Raw genomic sequence first — 14,325 nt, 5'->3', positions numbered from 1 at the left:
GGCGCGGGCGGCTCCGCCGAAACGCTGGCGGCGGCCGGCGCCGCCGCCGGGCTCGACCCGGCCGCGGCCGAACGTGACGGCGACGCCGCCGCGATGTTGGTCGTTCCATCGGGCCGGCCCGGAACGACCGGATCGACCGCGGGAAGCGAGGGTGGCGACGGCGCGCCGGAAGCTGCCACAGCCGGCGCAGCCGCAGGCGTTGCGGCCGGCGTCGTCGTCGCCGGCGCCTGGGGAGCGATCTGGGCTTGCGCCGACGCGGGTTGCGCGGCCGGCCCAGCGCCGGATCCGACCGGTGTCGGCGATCCTGGTGAAGGCGACCCCGGTGAAGCCGGAGCAGGTGCCGCCGGCGCCGCGACGACAGGAAGCGGACGGCGCGGCGCCGGCAGGATCGCCGGCGGCTGCTCCGCGATCGGTTCGATGACGACTGGCAGCAGTGCCGGATCGGTCACCGGGCGGCCGTTGCGGCTGGCAATGATGACGGTCGGAGTCGGGCCGGAGGCGACCAGCTTGAGCACAAGTACGTCGCCGCGCGCCGCTTCGATCGCCTTCGCCGCTTCGGCCGTCAGGATAAGCTGCGCCTCCGGCAGCTTGAGGACGATCTCGCCATTCGCGGTCTGGGCGACCACGGCATTCACCGGCTGGCCCGCGAACAAGGCGGTCAAGGCGCCGGTGAGCGTGACGGCAGGCGTCGGGGGCGGCGGCGCCTGCGGTGGCGGCTGCTGCTGCGGTGCCGACTGGCCGCCGCCGCCCTGTTGGCGCGGCGCGTTGCCGGTCGCCTGGTCGGTCGGGGTTGGCGTGACGGCGGCGCCGGTCACCGCCGGCGTGCCGGTGGCCGGTCTGAGGGCGGTGGGCGGGCTGCCGACCTGGCTCACGCCGCGCCGGTCACGCCGCGCGCGATGGCCTCGACATCGCCCGCGGATTCCGAGGTCGGATGGCGCGCCAGATGCGACATCTGATGCCGCACGCTGTCGCGCACGCGCTCGTCGCGGCGCACCACGCCGGCGAGCTTGGGATCGAATTTCAGGAAGTTGGCGGCGGTCTTGCGTAGCTTCTGATAGGTGCGCTCGCCGTCCTCGGGCGAAGCCGCGAGGTTGACCAGGATGCGGCAATCGGCATGCCTGACCGGCGCCGCGGTCAGCTTCATGAAGGCATAGGCGTCGGTCAGCGCCGTCGGCTCGTCGGTGGTGACGACGAGGAGCGTGCCGGCGATCTCGGCGAGCAGGCGCACCGGCTCGTCGACGCCGGCGGCGAGGTCGAGGATCACGTGGTCATAGCGCGCGGCGAGCAGCTTCAGGCCGTCGCGCAGGCCGTCGAGCTGACTGCGGCTCAAGGTCGCGAGCGAGCCGGAGCCGGAGCGGCCGGCGATCACGTCGAAGCCGCCGGTCTCGTAGCGGGTGATCGCGTCCGCCAGCGACAGGCGCCCGGAGATGACGCCGCCGAGATCGCGCTCCGCCATCAGGCCGAGCTGCACGTCGATATTGGCAAGCCCGAGATCGCCGTCGAACAGCAGCACGTGCTTGCCCTGGCGGGCCAGCGCCTGGGCCAGCGCGATGGAGAGGAAGGTCTTGCCGACGCCGCCCTTGCCGGAGGCGACGCAGATGATGTTGCGCTGGCGCGGATCGGCGGCGGGGTGCTGCAGGGCGACGTCACTCATGGCTGGCTCCCGACGGAGGGGTGCGGTCATGCGGCCGGTTCGGATCGCCGAGCAGCATGCGGGCAAGCAGGGATGGGGAAAGCGGGTGCAGGCCTTCGCCGACGAACGGCGTCATGCTGGCATCGGCGATGCCGAGCCCGGCGCCGTCGGCGGCGCCGAGCAGGCCGCCGATGCGGCGGGCGGCATCGAGCCGGGTGACGATCAGGCTTCGGGCGCCAATGGCGGCGAACTCGGCCGCGGCCTCGGCCATCTCGCGCGGATCGCCGCCGGCCGGCAGCACCAGCACGGGCTCGACCCGCGCGGCGGTGACGAGGCCGGCGAGATGGCGCATCTCGGCCGGGTCGAAGGGATTGGCGCCGGCGGTGTCGATCACGGCGCGGCCGCCGGACTGGGCGAGTGCGCGCGGCAGGTCGATCGCGCTTTCCACCGCGGCGAGCGGCACGTCCATCACGCGGGTGAAGGCGCCGAGCTGTTCCAGGCCGCCGGCGCGCTGGGTGTCGCAGGTCAGCGCCTGCACCTCGCCGCCGGCCAGCACTTCGCGGGCGATCAGCTTGGCGGCGGTCGCGGTTTTGCCGGCGCCCGGGGGGCCGACCAGCATCACCGGGCCATGCGCGGCCGCCGGCGTCGGGCGGAAGCGGAAGGCGCCGGCGAGGGCGCGGGCGAGCAGCGCTTCCGGATCGCCGTCGCCGGCCATCACGCCGAGACTGATCCGCTCGATCAGGCGCGTCTCGACGCCATGGAAGGCGAGGGCGCGGGCGATGTCGTGCGCGGCGGCGGCAATCGCCGCCGGAACCGTGCCGTTGACCCGCGGCGGCGGGGCGGCCGGTGCCGGCTCGGGCTGCTCGATCGCGGCGGTGACCTCGACGCCGTCGCCCCGGCGCGCCTTGTCGGTGGAGACGATGATCGCCTCGTCGCCGAGCTCGGCGCGCACCTGACGCATCGCCTCGGCGACCGTCGGGGCATGGAAGAGGCGGAGCCGCATGACCCGCCCCTCAGATCTGCGCCAGCGTGCGCAGCTTGGCCTTGGCGTGCACCTCGCTCTGCGAGATCACCACCGTCTGCGGCCGGAACCGCTCGATGATCGAGCGCACGAAGGGGCGCACCGCCGGGCTGGTCAGCAGCACCGGCATCTGGCCTTCCTGGGCCAGCTTGTCGAAGGTCGCGCGCACGGCGCCGATGAAATCCTGCAGCTTGCTCGGCGCCATGGAAAGGTGGCGCTCGTCGCCCTGGCCGATGATCGATTCGGCGAAGGCCTGCTCCCAGGCGGCGGAGAGCGCGACCAGCGGGATATAGCCTTCCGGCGCCGAATTGGCGTAGCTGATCTGGCGGGCGAGGCGGGCCCGCACATGCTCGGTGATGGTGCCGACGTTGCGGGTGTAGCTGGTCGCCTCGGCGATGCCTTCCAGGATGGTCGGCAGGTCGCGGATCGAGACGCGCTCGGCCAGCAGGTTCTGCAGCACGCGCTGCACGCCACCGGTGGAGATGTGCTGCGGGATCAGGTCGGCGATCAGCTTCTGGTGGTCCTTCGGCACCTCGTTCAGCAGCTTCTGCGTCTCCGCATAGGAGAGCATCTCCGCCATGTTGTCCTTCAGCACCTCGGTCAGGTGCGTGGTGACCACGGTGGCGGGGTCGACGACGGTATAGCCGCGGAAGGTCGCCTCCTCGCGGTATTGCGGATCGATCCACAGCGCCGGCAGGCCGAAGGTCGGCTCGGTGGTCTCCTCGCCCGGCAGCATCATGCGCTCGCCGCGCGGGTCGATGACCAGGAACTGGCTCGGCCGCACTTCGCCGCGCCCGGCCTCCATCTCCTTGACCCGGATCAGATAGCCGTTGGCGGCCAGCTGCATGTTGTCGAGGATGCGGACCGAGGGCATGACGAAGCCCATCTCGCTGGCGAGCTGGCGGCGCAGCGCCTTGATCTGGTCGGTCAGCTTGATGCCGCGCGCGTCGTTGATCAGGGCGAGCAGGCCGTAGCCGATCTCGAGCCTGAGATCGTCGATGGCGAGCGCGGTCGAGATCGGCTCCTCGGTGGGAACCGCGGTCTTCGCCGCTTCCTCGTCGGCGAGCAGCAGCGCCGCCTCGTTGTCCTTGCGCCGCATCATGGTGTAGGCGGCGCCGCCGGTCACGCCGGCCAGCGCCAGGAAGGGCAGCATCGGGATGCCCGGCAGCAGGGCGAGCGCCAGCATCAGCGCGGAGGAGAGCGCGAGCGCCTTGGGATAGCCGCCGAGCTGGGCCAGCAGCGCCTTGTCGACCGAGCCTTCGCTGCCCGACTTGGAGACCATCAGGCCGGCCGCGGTGGAGACGATCAGGGCGGGGATCTGCGACACCAGGCCGTCGCCGATGGTGAGCAGCGTGTAGACCTTGGCGGCATCGCCGAAATTCATGCCCATCTGGCCGACGCCGATGATCATGCCGCCGATCACGTTGACGAACAGGATGATCAGGCCGGCGACGGCGTCGCCGCGCACGAACTTCGCGGCACCGTCCATGCTGCCGAAGAAGGTGCTCTCGTCCTCCAGCGCCTTGCGGCGCTTGCGGGCCTCCTTCTCGTCGATCAGGCCGGTCGAGAGATCGGCGTCGATCGCCATCTGCTTGCCCGGCATGGCATCCAGGCTGAACCGGGCGGCGACCTCGGCGATGCGACCGGAGCCCTTGGTGATGACGACGAAGTTCACCGTCACCAGGATCGCGAAAACGATGATCCCGATGACGAAGTTGCCCTGCATCACGAAGCTGCCGAAGGCGGCGATGACGTGTCCGGCGGCGTCGGTGCCTTCGTGGCCATGGCCCAGGATCAGGCGGGTCGAAGCGAGGTTGAGCGACAGCCGCATCATCGTCGAGATGAGCAGCACGGTCGGGAAGGCGCTGAATTCCAGCGGGCGGCCGATGAACATCGACACCATCAGGATCAGCACGGAGAAGCCGAACGAAAGCGCCAGCGACAGGTCGAGCAGCCATCCCGGCATCGGCAGGATGAGCACGACCAGGATGGTGACCACGCCGAGCGCCACCAGGACGTCGCCCTGGCGCAGCGCGGCGGCGATGCGCGTCAGCAGCTCGCCCGGTCCCGCGGCTTGGGTCGCGTCGGCCATTGCGTGGTTACCCGTTCCGGATCAGGGCGGTCAGGCGGAGAGCCGCTGGCCTTCGCCCGGCATCGGCACCGGCACGCCCTCGTCGTTGTACTGCTTCAGCTTGTTGCGCAAGGTGCGGATCGAGATGCCGAGGATGTTGGCCGCATGGGTGCGGTTGCCGAGGCAGTGCGAAAGCGTGTCGATGATCAGGTCGCGCTCCACATCGGCGACGGTCTTGCCGACCAGCGGCTTGGACACGCCGCCCGGCAGGTTCAGGGTGGGGCCGCTCACCGCCTCGGCCGAGTGCGTGCCGAGCAGGCTGCCGTCGGGCGCCCGGATCGCGTCCGGTCCGATCTCGTCATCGGTCGCCAGCAGGACGGCGCGGTGCATGGTGTTCTCGAGCTCGCGCACATTGCCGCGCCAGGGAGCTCCCTTCAGGAAGGCCATCGCGGCCGCCGAAATCGGCCGCAATGCCACGCCGTTCGCCTGGGCGTAGCGCTTGCCGAAGAAGTTGGCGAGCAGCTCGATATCGGCCGGCCGCTGGCGCAGCGCCGGGATCTTCAGGTTGACCACGTTGAGGCGGAACAGCAGGTCCTCGCGGAACTCGCCGCGCGCCACCGAATCCGCCAGGTTGCGGTTGGAGGTCGCGATCACGCGGATATCGACCTTGACCGGCTTGCCGCCGCCAATGCGGTCGATCTCGCGCTCCTGGATGGCGCGCAGCAGCTTGGCCTGCAGCCGCACGTCCATCTCGCTGATCTCGTCCAGCAGCAGCGTGCCGCCATTGGCCTCCTCGAACTTGCCGATGCGGCGCGCCACGGCGCCGGTGAAGGCGCCCTTCTCGTGGCCGAACAGCTCGCTCTCCAGCAGCGTGTCGGGGATCGCCGCGCAGTTGACCGAGACGAAGGGCTTGTCGGCACGGGCCGACCGGTTGTGGATGTGGCGGGCCAGCACCTCCTTGCCGGTGCCGCTTTCGCCGGTGATCAGCACGCTGGCGGAGGAGGGGGCGATCTGCTCGGCCAGCTTGATCACAGCGCCCATCGCCGGGTCGCGCCAGACCAGTGCGCGGTTCTCCTCGGTCACCGCCTCCAGCACGGCGGCGATCAGGTCCGGGTCCGGCGGCAGGGGCAGGTATTCCTTGGCACCGGCGCGGATGGCGGAGACCGCGGCGCGCGCGTCGGAGCCGATGCCGCAGGCGACCACCGGCAGCGAGAAGCGCTCGCTGATCAGGTTCTGCACCATGCGCGCGACGTCGAGGCGGACGTCGATCATCAGGAGATCGGCGCCCTGGCCATTGCGCAGCGCGTGCAGCGCGGCGTCGATGTCGCCGACCTGCGCCACCTTGGCGCCGCGTTCCATGGCCATCCGGCTGGCGGTGCCGATTTCCCCGTTGAGCGGGCCGACGATGAGAAGTCGCATGGTACTGCCTCCGGCTAATCGAACATCCGCACGCGCTCGCCCGGCGGCAGGATCGCGTTCAGCTCGATCTCGAGCCGGCGCGGATTGTCCTGCCGGGCGATGGAGAGCGCGGCGGTGAGATAGATGGTGTCGAGCAGGGCCTCGGCCTCCGAATTGCGCTCGAGCTTGGAGGCGAGCGGCAGGAAGACCATGTTGGCGAGCACGGCGCCGTAGAAAGTGGTGAGCAGGGCGAGCGCCATGCTCGGCCCGATGGTCGAGGGATCGTTCAGGTTGCCAAGCATCTGAACCAGGCCGAGCAGGGTGCCGATCAGGCCCATGGCCGGCGCCACCTCGGCGGCGCGGCGCAGCACGCTCGCGCTGTGGGCGTGACGGATCTGCTTGGCCTGGCCTTCCTGGTGCAGGATCCGGTTGATCTCGCCCTCCGGCAGGCCGTCGACGGCGAGCTGAACCGCGCGCTGCAGGAAGCTCTGTCCGCGCAATTGCGGCACCACGGCCTGCAGCGCCAGGATGCCCGACTTGCGCGCCGTGTCGGCAATGCGCAGCACCGCGCGGGCCGCCGCGTTCGGCGCGCTGCGGCGGTCGATCAGGGTCTGCAGCAGCACCGACTGGGCGCGCATCATCTCCTCGAACGAGAAGCTGATCATGGTCACCGCGAAGGTGCCGCCAATTACGATCAGCACCGACGGCACATCGACGAAGGCGAAGGGAGAGCCGCCGAGCAGGATCGCCGCGGCCAGCAGAAGAAAGCCGACCCCGAGGCCCAGAGTCGTGGCGATATCCATGCTGGCGCGCGTCATCGGAAGCGCCCTCAGCCCCGGTCTGTCTTGATGATTTCGGTCATCGTCACGCCCAGGCGCTCCTCGACGACGACCACCTCGCCGCGGGCGACCAGGCGGTTGTTCACGTAGATGTCGATCGCCTCGCCGACCTTGCGGTCCAGCTCGATCACCGTGCCCTTGGCCAGGTTCAGCATGTCGCTGACCTGCATGTTGGCCTTGCCGAGCACGGCGGAGACGTTGACCGGCACGTCGAACACGGCCTCCAGGTCGGTCGCCGTGCGGCTTTGCACATGGCCGCCGACTTCCGCGGACTTGGCGTCCTTGCCGAGATCCGGCAGGTCGAGATCGTCGTTGTCGGCCATGGCCTATTGTCCTTCGCTGTCGCCGGCTGCCTGGTCGGCGCCCTGGGCGGTGAAACTGGTCAGTGCGGCCTCGATGGCGCGGGCGATGCGGCCCTCGTCCCGCTCGACGCCGCCGCCGGCCCATTCGATCGTGCAGTCCTGGTCGCCGCGCGCGGCATCGGCGACCAGGTCGATGCGGCCGCCGAAGCCGGCCGCCTCGGCGATGCGCTCCAGCCGGGGCGCCAGTGCCGCCAGCGCCGCCGGGGACAGGCGGACGGCGATGCGGGCCTGGCCCTCGAGCTCCGGCAGGGCCTGCCGCAGCAGCGCCTCGACTTCGGTGCCCGGGAACTGCGCCAGCACCGCGGCGGCGAAGCGTTGCGCGGTGGCGACCGCAACCTGGGCTGCCCCGTGGCGCAGCGCCTCGATGGCGGCGTCGCGATCGGCGAACAGCGTCTCCATGCTGGCGGCGAGGTGCTCCAGCGCCGCCGCCGCGGTGGCTTCCACCCCCGCCTTGGCCTCCGCGAGGCCCGCCATGCGGCCCTCGGCAAAGGCGGCCTCCTGCGCGGCGGCCAGATCGGCCGCGCGGAAACGCTGATCGTCGTCGAACGCGTCGAACTGCATCTTGGCGCTGGCGCTGCGCTGCGGCTCGAAGCTGCGCTCGAACAGGTATTTGACGGCGGCGCTCATACGACCCACTCCACGTCAGTAGACAAGCTCGTCTTCGCCCTTGTTCTCGGCCAGCAGGATTTCGCCCTTGGCGGCGAGGTCCTTGGCGGTGGCCACGATCAGGCTCTGCGCCTCGTCGACATCGCGAAGCCGGACCGGTCCCATGGCCGACATGTCCTCGCGCAGCAGCTTCGCCGCGCGCTCGGACATGTTGGAGAAGAACAGGTCGCGCAGCTTCTCGGAGGCGCCCTTCATGGCGATCGCCAGCTTGTTCTTGTCGACATTGCGCATCAGCGTCTGGATGCCCGACGGGTCGAGGCGGCTCAGGTCCTCGAAGGTGAACATCAGCGCCTTGATGCGCTCGGCGCTCTCGCGGCTCCGCTCTTCCAGCGCGGTGATGAACCGCGTCTCGGCGTTGCGGTCGAGATTGTTGAAGATGTCCGCCATCATCTCGTGCGCGTCGCGCCGGCTGGTGCGGGCCAGGTTGCTCATGAACTCGCTGCGCAGGGTGTGCTCGACCTTGTCCAGCACTTCCTTCTGTACCGCCTCCATGCGCAGCATGCGGGTGATCACCTCGATGCCGAACTCGTCCGGCAGCGCGCCCAGGACGCGGGCGGCATGTTCGGGCCGGATTTTCGACAGCACGACGGCAACGGTCTGCGGATATTCGTTCTTCAGGTAGTTGGCGAGCACCGTCTCGTTCACGTTGGCGAGCTTGTCCCACATGGTGCGGCCGGCCGGGCCGCGGATCTCGTCCATGATCCGCTCGACGCGGTCCGGCGCGAGGACGCGGTTCAGCAGGCGCTCGGTGTTCTCGAAGGTGCCGACGATCGAGCCGGGATTGGAGATCGCGTTGGCGAAGTCGACGAACAGGCGCTCCACCACCGTGGCGGAGACCGAGCCGAGCCGCGCCATCTGCTGCGACAGCTCCTTGATCTCGTCCTCGTCGAGACGCTTGAAGATCTCGCCGGAGATGTCCTCGCCGAGCGCCAGCAGCAGCGCCGCGGCGCGTTCCGGCCCGGTGAGGCCGCGGACGTCGTCCTTGACTGGTGGCATTCCCCTTGCCCCTTCCGCCTCAGGCGTCCTGATACATCCAGGTGCGGACGATCGAGACCGCCTCCTCCGGATGCCGTTGCACGATCTCGCCGATCCGCTTCACGCTCGACGCCTTCACCTGGCCCTCGATGCGGGCGATATCGATCATCTTCTCGACCTCGGAAACCGGCTCCGACGGCTGAAGCTCGGTGCCGGGCGCGCCGGGCGGCAGCGCAAGCTGGGCCTGCGCCTGGCCGGGCGGCAGCTGCGGCGCGCCTGCCGGCAGCGGCGACCCGGTCGGCGTCATGAAGCGGTTCAGCACCGGCCGGATCACCAGAAGGATGAGCAGCAGCGCCACGATGCCGAGGATGCCGGTCTCGGCGATGCGCATCAGGTCCGCCTTGCCGAGGCCGAGCAGGGCGAATTCCTCGGGCAGCGCCTCGGTGGGCTCGCCGGCCGGGAATTGAAGGTTGACGATCTCCACCGTGTCGCCGCGCTTGGCATCGAAGCCGACGGCGCTACGCACCAGCGTGGCGAGGCTCTGCAGCTCGTCGGCGCTGCGCGGCTGATAGGTGCGGGTGCCGTCCTGGCCCTGGCTGTAGTTGCCGTCGACCAGCACGGCGACCGACAGGCGGCGCACGATGCCGGCCTCGCGCGTCTGCGTGCGGGTGGTGCGCGAGATCTCGTAGTTGGTCGTTTCTTCGGTGCGCGAGCTGGTCGAGTTGGAGCCGCCACCGGCCGAGTCCTGCGCTTTGGCCTCCGGCAGGTTGGTCTGCACCGATACGGCCTGCGAGGCGCCGTCCGCCGAGGAATTCTGCTCGGTCACCGTCTGCACGGAGCGGACCACCTGCTGATCGGGGTCGAACATCTCCTGGCTGGTGACCGTGCGGTCGTAGTCGATATCGGCGGTCACCTCGGCGCGGACCTTGCCGGGGCCGAGCGTGCGTTCCAGCAGGGTCTCGATATTCCGCTTGTGGCGCTCTTCGAGCTCGAGCTTGGCCTCGGCCATGGACCCTGCGCTGCCCGGGCCGTTCTGTTCGACGCGGGTGAGCAGTGTGCCCCTGTCGTCGACAATGGCGATGCGCGAGGTCTTGAGGTCGGGGACGGCGGCGGCGACCAGGTTCTGGATCGCGCCGACCTGGCTCTTGTCGAGCCGGGTCGAGCCGCGCAGCTTCAGCACCACCGAGGCGCTCGGCTCCCGGTTCTCGCGGGCGAAGACCTCCCGCCTCGGCAGCACGAGATGGACCCGGGCGGCGGCGACGCCGTCGAGCGAGCGGATGGTGCGGGCGAGCTCGCCTTCCAGGGCACGCAGCTGGTTGATGTTCTGGACGAAGCTGGTGGTGCCGAGGCTGTCGGTCTTGTCGAAGATCTCGTAGCCGATGCTGCCGCCGGAAGGCAGCCCCTCCCGGGCCAGCGCCAGGCGCAGCTTCAGCACCTGGTCCTCGGGCACCAGGACCTGGCTGCCATTGCCGCGCAACTCGTAGGGCACGCGCATGCCGTCCAGCTTGGCGACCAACTCGGAAGCTTCCTTGGTGTCCAGCCCGCCGAACAGGAGCGACATCGGCGGCTGGATCATGCGCGCGCCGAGATAGGTGACGAAGGCGATGGTGGCGAGAACCGTGCCGGCGACCACCGCCAGCCTGCCGGCCCCGAGCGATCGCAACGTGGTTAGAAAAGCGTTCATTCAGGCGACCGACCGAACCGTGACAACCGGGGCTTTGGCGACCGGGCGACGTTAGGTGGCCGAGCGTGAAGGATCGGTAAAAGACGCGGCAAATTTTGCCGATCTGGGCGCGGGCGACCGCCGATGGTCGTCCGCGCGTCCGGCTGAGGGATCAGCCGGTGCTGCGCGAACGCTCCGCCGGTGTGGGGCGATAGTACTGGATGCGCGTGGCGCGCAGCCCCGGAAGGCCGTGCGCATCGATCGCGCGCTGCCACGAGAGGAACTCCTCAACGGTCAGGCTGTAACGACGGCAGGCATCCTCGAGGCTGAGCAGGCCGCCGCGAACAGCGGCGACCACTTCCGCCTTGCGGCGGATGACCCAGCGCTTGGTATCGGGCGGGGGCAGATCGGCGATGGTCAGCGGTTTGCCTTCCGGCCCGATGACCACGCCCGCGCCCGCGCGCTCCAGTTCCAACATTTCACGCGCGTCCTTCGCGTTCATAGTGTCGCGAAGCTACCGCCCGCGACTTAAGGAACGCCTAAGCCCGTTGGTTAATCAATGACTTGCGCCGGAAAGCCTTAACCAAGCTCATCGCTTGAGATTGATGATCTCGGCCAGCATCTCATCGGCCGTGGAGATGGTCTTGGCATTGGCCGAATAGGCGCGCTGGGTGATGATCATGTTGGAGAACTCTTCCGCCAGATCGACGGTCGCGCTTTCGAGGGCGCTCGGCGCTACCTTGCCTGCCGGGCCGGTCCCGGCCTCGAACAGATTGAACTCGCCGGCCGCGTTGGCGGTCGCCCAGGCGTTGCCGTTGCGGGGGGCGAGGCCGTTCGGATTCACGAAGGTGGCGACCGGCAGCTTGTAGAGCTGGCGGCTGGTGCCGTTGTTGAACAGCGCGGTAACGAAGCCGTTCTCGTCGATCGACACGCCCGAGAACGAACCGAATACGGTGCCGTCCGTGTCGGAGGACAGCAGCTGGCTGTCGGTGTCGAACTGCGAGAAGCCGTCGGTCATGCCGTCGGTGCCGAAATTGATGTCCAGGGCCTGCGGCGTGGTGATGCCGAGCGCGGCGTTCCAGGCGATCGAAATCTGGTCGGCCGGGGCGCCGGTCAGGATCGTGCTGGAGGCGGCGTCGATCGAGCCGTCGGTATTGAATGCCAAGGTCCCGCTCTTGATCACTTCGCCGGCGACAATGGTGCCGTTGTCATCCAGGTCGGCGTAGATCTCGGTCTGCCAGGTATTGGCCGCCGTCTTCAGGAATGCGACGGAGATGGTGCGCTGCGAGCCCTGGCTGTCGACGATCGGGAAGCTGCGGGCGAAATGCGCGGTCACCGCCGCGGTGGCGAGCTGGCCGGTGCCGGGGACATAGGCCGGTGCGCCGGAATAGGCCGCCTGCGAGGCCTGCAAGTTGCCGCGCACCGAAAGGGTCGTGCTGGGCTCCGCCGTGCCGGCCAGGCCGCCGACATTGACCGGCTCCAACACCTGCAGGCTGGTGCGGACCGTCGGGATGTTGCCCTGCGCGTCGATCTCCCAGCCGAGCAGATACTTGCCGGCGGCGTTCACCAGGAAGCCGTTGCGGTCGGCGGTGAACGAGCCGGCGCGGGTGAACTGGTATTCGCCGTTCAAGGTGGTCGGGCTCGACGTGGTGTTGACCACGAAGAAGCCGTCGCCCGAGATCGCAATGTCGGTCGGCGAGGTCGAGGCCTGCAGCAGGCCCTGCTGGTCGACCTGCGTGAAGCGCCGGCTCTCGACGCCGCCGGGCGAGTACTTGGTGGAGGAGCCGTTGTCGGTGACGAGCGTCGCGAACTTAGCGAAGCTGCGCTTGTAGCCGATCGTGTTCAGGTTCGAGATGTTGTCCGAGATCATGCCCATGTTCTGGGCCTGGGCGGCGAGGCCGGACACACCGGAAAAGAGAGCACCGTAGAGCGACATGGACTACCTCCTGAAAGCGGGGATGAGCGGAATGCGGTTCAGTTTACGGCAGCGGTGACGGGGTCGTTGACGGCGCGCACCTCGGAGGGCGCGACGACATAGGGACCGACCACGAGCGCGGTGCCCTCGCTGTCGGTCTCGATGCCCGAGACGATGCCGGTGGCGTAGACGAGAGCAGTGGTGGACTTGCCGTCCTTGTCGAGGCCGGTGACCTTCAGCGTATAGGAGCCTTCCGGCGCGCGGCCGCCGCTCGTCGCGTTGCCGTCCCATTCGAAGTCGTTGATGCCGGTCTGCGGCGTAACAGTGGTCTGGTAGACGACCTGGCCGGCAGCGTTCAGCACCTGGACGGTAGCGGAGCTGGTGGCGGCGCCGACCTCGTACTTCCAGCTCGCGCCGTCGGTCTCGCCGAGCGTCGCCTCGTCGCCGAGATAGGTGACCTCCTTGCCGATCATGCCGACATAGCTGATCGACTGTTGGCTCTGCAGCATGGCCAGCATGCTCTCCAGGTTCTCGTTCTGCTTGATCGCCTGCTCGACCGACGAGTACTGCACCAGCTGCTGGGTGAACTCGTTGGAGTCCATCGGCTTCAGCGGGTCCTGGTTCTGCAGCTGCTTGGTCAGCAGCAGCAGGAAGGCGTCGAAATTGTCGGCGAGCGACTTCTTCGCCGCGGCGGTGCCGGTGGCGGAGGTCTGGGTCGTCGAGCCGACGCCGTCGGTGGTGGCCATGAAGGTCTCTCCCGGTCAGACGCGGATGTCGAGCGCGCGCAGGCCCGACATGGTTCGAAGCTGGGCGGCGGCGATTTCCGGCGCCGGCGCGGCGAAGGCGAAGCCCGGCTGACTGCCGCGGCTATTGGTCTGGTTCTGGCCCTGGCGCTCGGCGAAGCCTTCCTGCGCCTCGCGGCGCAGGCTGAAGCTGAGCGAGCCCTGGTCGGTCTTCAGGCCGGCATCGGCGAGCGCGCGTTCGAGACCGCGCACATCCCGCTGCAGCGCGTCCAGCGTCTCCGGCCGGTCGGCCCGCACGGTGGCGGCGACCTTGCCGTCGCTGCCGAAATCGAGCGTCACCTCGACGCGGCCGAGATCGGCCGGCTGCAGGTTGACGGTGATGCGGTTCTCGCCGCCGGCGGCCGCCTTGGCCACATGCACGGCGATCTGTTCGGCAGGCGGCTGAGGCGGCGTGGGCATCGTCCGCTGGGCCTGCGCGGCGGCCGGATCGGGCGCGCGGGTCGGCAGCGTGGTCCCGTTGGTGGGGCTCGCGCGAGGGTCGGTGGCCGCGCCGCCGGCATCGCTCTCGGCCGGTGCCGCCGGATCGGTGGCAGCGGGCGCCGGCTCGTTGGCGGTCGGCGCGGGTGGGGCGCCGTCGCGCGCCGCGACGGCGCGATCGACCATCGGCTTCTCGGCCGTCGGATCGGGTTTCGGCGGCGCGTTCTGACCAGGCTGGCCGGACCCTGCCGGGGACGGCGCGGCGGGTTTCGCGGCGGTGGGCGCATCGAGAGATGGCTCTGCCGTCTCGTCGGCGGCGCTCGCGGCCGGGTCGTTCGCCGACGCGGTGCGGGATGGCGCCGGCTTCGCGGCAGCAACCGCCGCGGTGACGACAGGATCGGCTGCCTTCGCTTCGGTCGGCGTACCGGGCGCCGGTGCGGCGGGCGGTGCCGGCGGCACGGCGGTCTGCTTCGGCGATGCCGGCTCGGCCGGAATCGGTGCCGCCGGTTCGGCGGTCGGCGCGGCGGGCTCGGGCTGGGCCGGCGGCGCGGCCGCGGCGAGC

13 protein-coding genes and 1 pseudogene are annotated in these 14,325 nt (G+C 69.8%); all 14 read right to left on the bottom strand.

The window, feature by feature from the left end:
* Positions 1-872, bottom strand: a pseudogene (locus tag DT074_RS26160) (hypothetical protein); the annotation flags it as partial.
* Entirely contained in the window at positions 869-1,654 is a 786-nt protein-coding gene (locus DT074_RS26155; RefSeq protein ID WP_119422797.1) for a nucleotide-binding protein, read from the bottom strand. The pseudogene DT074_RS26160 and the gene DT074_RS26155, both read right to left, overlap by 4 nt.
* A complete protein-coding gene (locus DT074_RS26150) occupies positions 1,647-2,636 on the bottom strand; it encodes a flagellar biosynthesis protein FlhF (RefSeq protein WP_119422796.1) in 990 nt (329 codons plus the stop codon). Before DT074_RS26150 ends, DT074_RS26155 begins: the two co-directional genes overlap by 8 nt.
* Positions 2,637-2,646: 10 nt before the next feature.
* A complete protein-coding gene (flhA, locus tag DT074_RS26145) occupies positions 2,647-4,746 on the bottom strand; it encodes a flagellar biosynthesis protein FlhA (protein WP_119422795.1) in 2,100 nt (699 codons plus the stop codon).
* A 30-nt stretch (positions 4,747-4,776) separates the two neighbouring features.
* Positions 4,777-6,144 (bottom strand): sigma-54-dependent transcriptional regulator FlbD, encoded by a 1,368-nt coding sequence (gene flbD / locus DT074_RS26140; protein WP_119422794.1) that lies wholly within the window; start codon positions 6,142-6,144, stop codon positions 4,777-4,779.
* Positions 6,145-6,158: 14 nt separating this feature from the next.
* On the bottom strand, positions 6,159-6,941 hold the full coding sequence (locus DT074_RS26135; protein ID WP_368744919.1) for a motility protein A: 783 nt from the start codon (positions 6,939-6,941) through the stop codon (positions 6,159-6,161).
* Positions 6,942-6,952: 11 nt separating this feature from the next.
* Entirely contained in the window at positions 6,953-7,285 is a 333-nt protein-coding gene (gene fliN, locus DT074_RS26130; protein ID WP_119422793.1) for a flagellar motor switch protein FliN, read from the bottom strand.
* A gap of 3 nt (positions 7,286-7,288) precedes the next feature.
* Positions 7,289-7,951, bottom strand: a complete 663-nt coding sequence (locus DT074_RS26125) for a FliH/SctL family protein (RefSeq protein ID WP_119422792.1) — start codon at positions 7,949-7,951, stop codon at positions 7,289-7,291.
* A gap of 15 nt (positions 7,952-7,966) precedes the next feature.
* Positions 7,967-8,986, bottom strand: a complete 1,020-nt coding sequence (gene fliG / locus DT074_RS26120; protein WP_119422791.1) for a flagellar motor switch protein FliG — start codon at positions 8,984-8,986, stop codon at positions 7,967-7,969.
* A gap of 19 nt (positions 8,987-9,005) precedes the next feature.
* Positions 9,006-10,649 carry a flagellar basal-body MS-ring/collar protein FliF gene (gene fliF, locus DT074_RS26115; protein WP_119422790.1) on the bottom strand — a complete coding sequence of 548 codons (1,644 nt, stop codon included), beginning with the start codon at positions 10,647-10,649 and terminating at the stop codon, positions 9,006-9,008.
* 151 nt (positions 10,650-10,800) lie between these two features.
* Positions 10,801-11,130, bottom strand: a complete 330-nt coding sequence (sciP, locus tag DT074_RS26110; protein ID WP_438503712.1) for a CtrA inhibitor SciP — start codon at positions 11,128-11,130, stop codon at positions 10,801-10,803.
* 87 nt (positions 11,131-11,217) lie between these two features.
* Positions 11,218-12,564 carry a flagellar hook protein FlgE gene (locus tag DT074_RS26105; RefSeq protein WP_119422789.1) on the bottom strand — a complete coding sequence of 449 codons (1,347 nt, stop codon included), beginning with the start codon at positions 12,562-12,564 and terminating at the stop codon, positions 11,218-11,220.
* Between the two features lie 38 nt (positions 12,565-12,602).
* Entirely contained in the window at positions 12,603-13,289 is a 687-nt protein-coding gene (locus tag DT074_RS26100; RefSeq protein ID WP_119422788.1) for a flagellar hook assembly protein FlgD, read from the bottom strand.
* A gap of 15 nt (positions 13,290-13,304) precedes the next feature.
* On the bottom strand, positions 13,305-14,325 hold a 1,021-nt coding region (locus DT074_RS26095), incomplete at its 5' end, for a flagellar hook-length control protein FliK (RefSeq protein WP_162915255.1).

The organism is Desertibaculum subflavum (assembly GCA_003576705.1).
Lineage (GTDB): Bacteria > Pseudomonadota > Alphaproteobacteria > Ferrovibrionales > Ferrovibrionaceae > Desertibaculum > Desertibaculum subflavum.
Note: the sequence above shows the minus strand (reverse complement) of the source record. Positions and strands in the feature narration are given on the sequence as shown.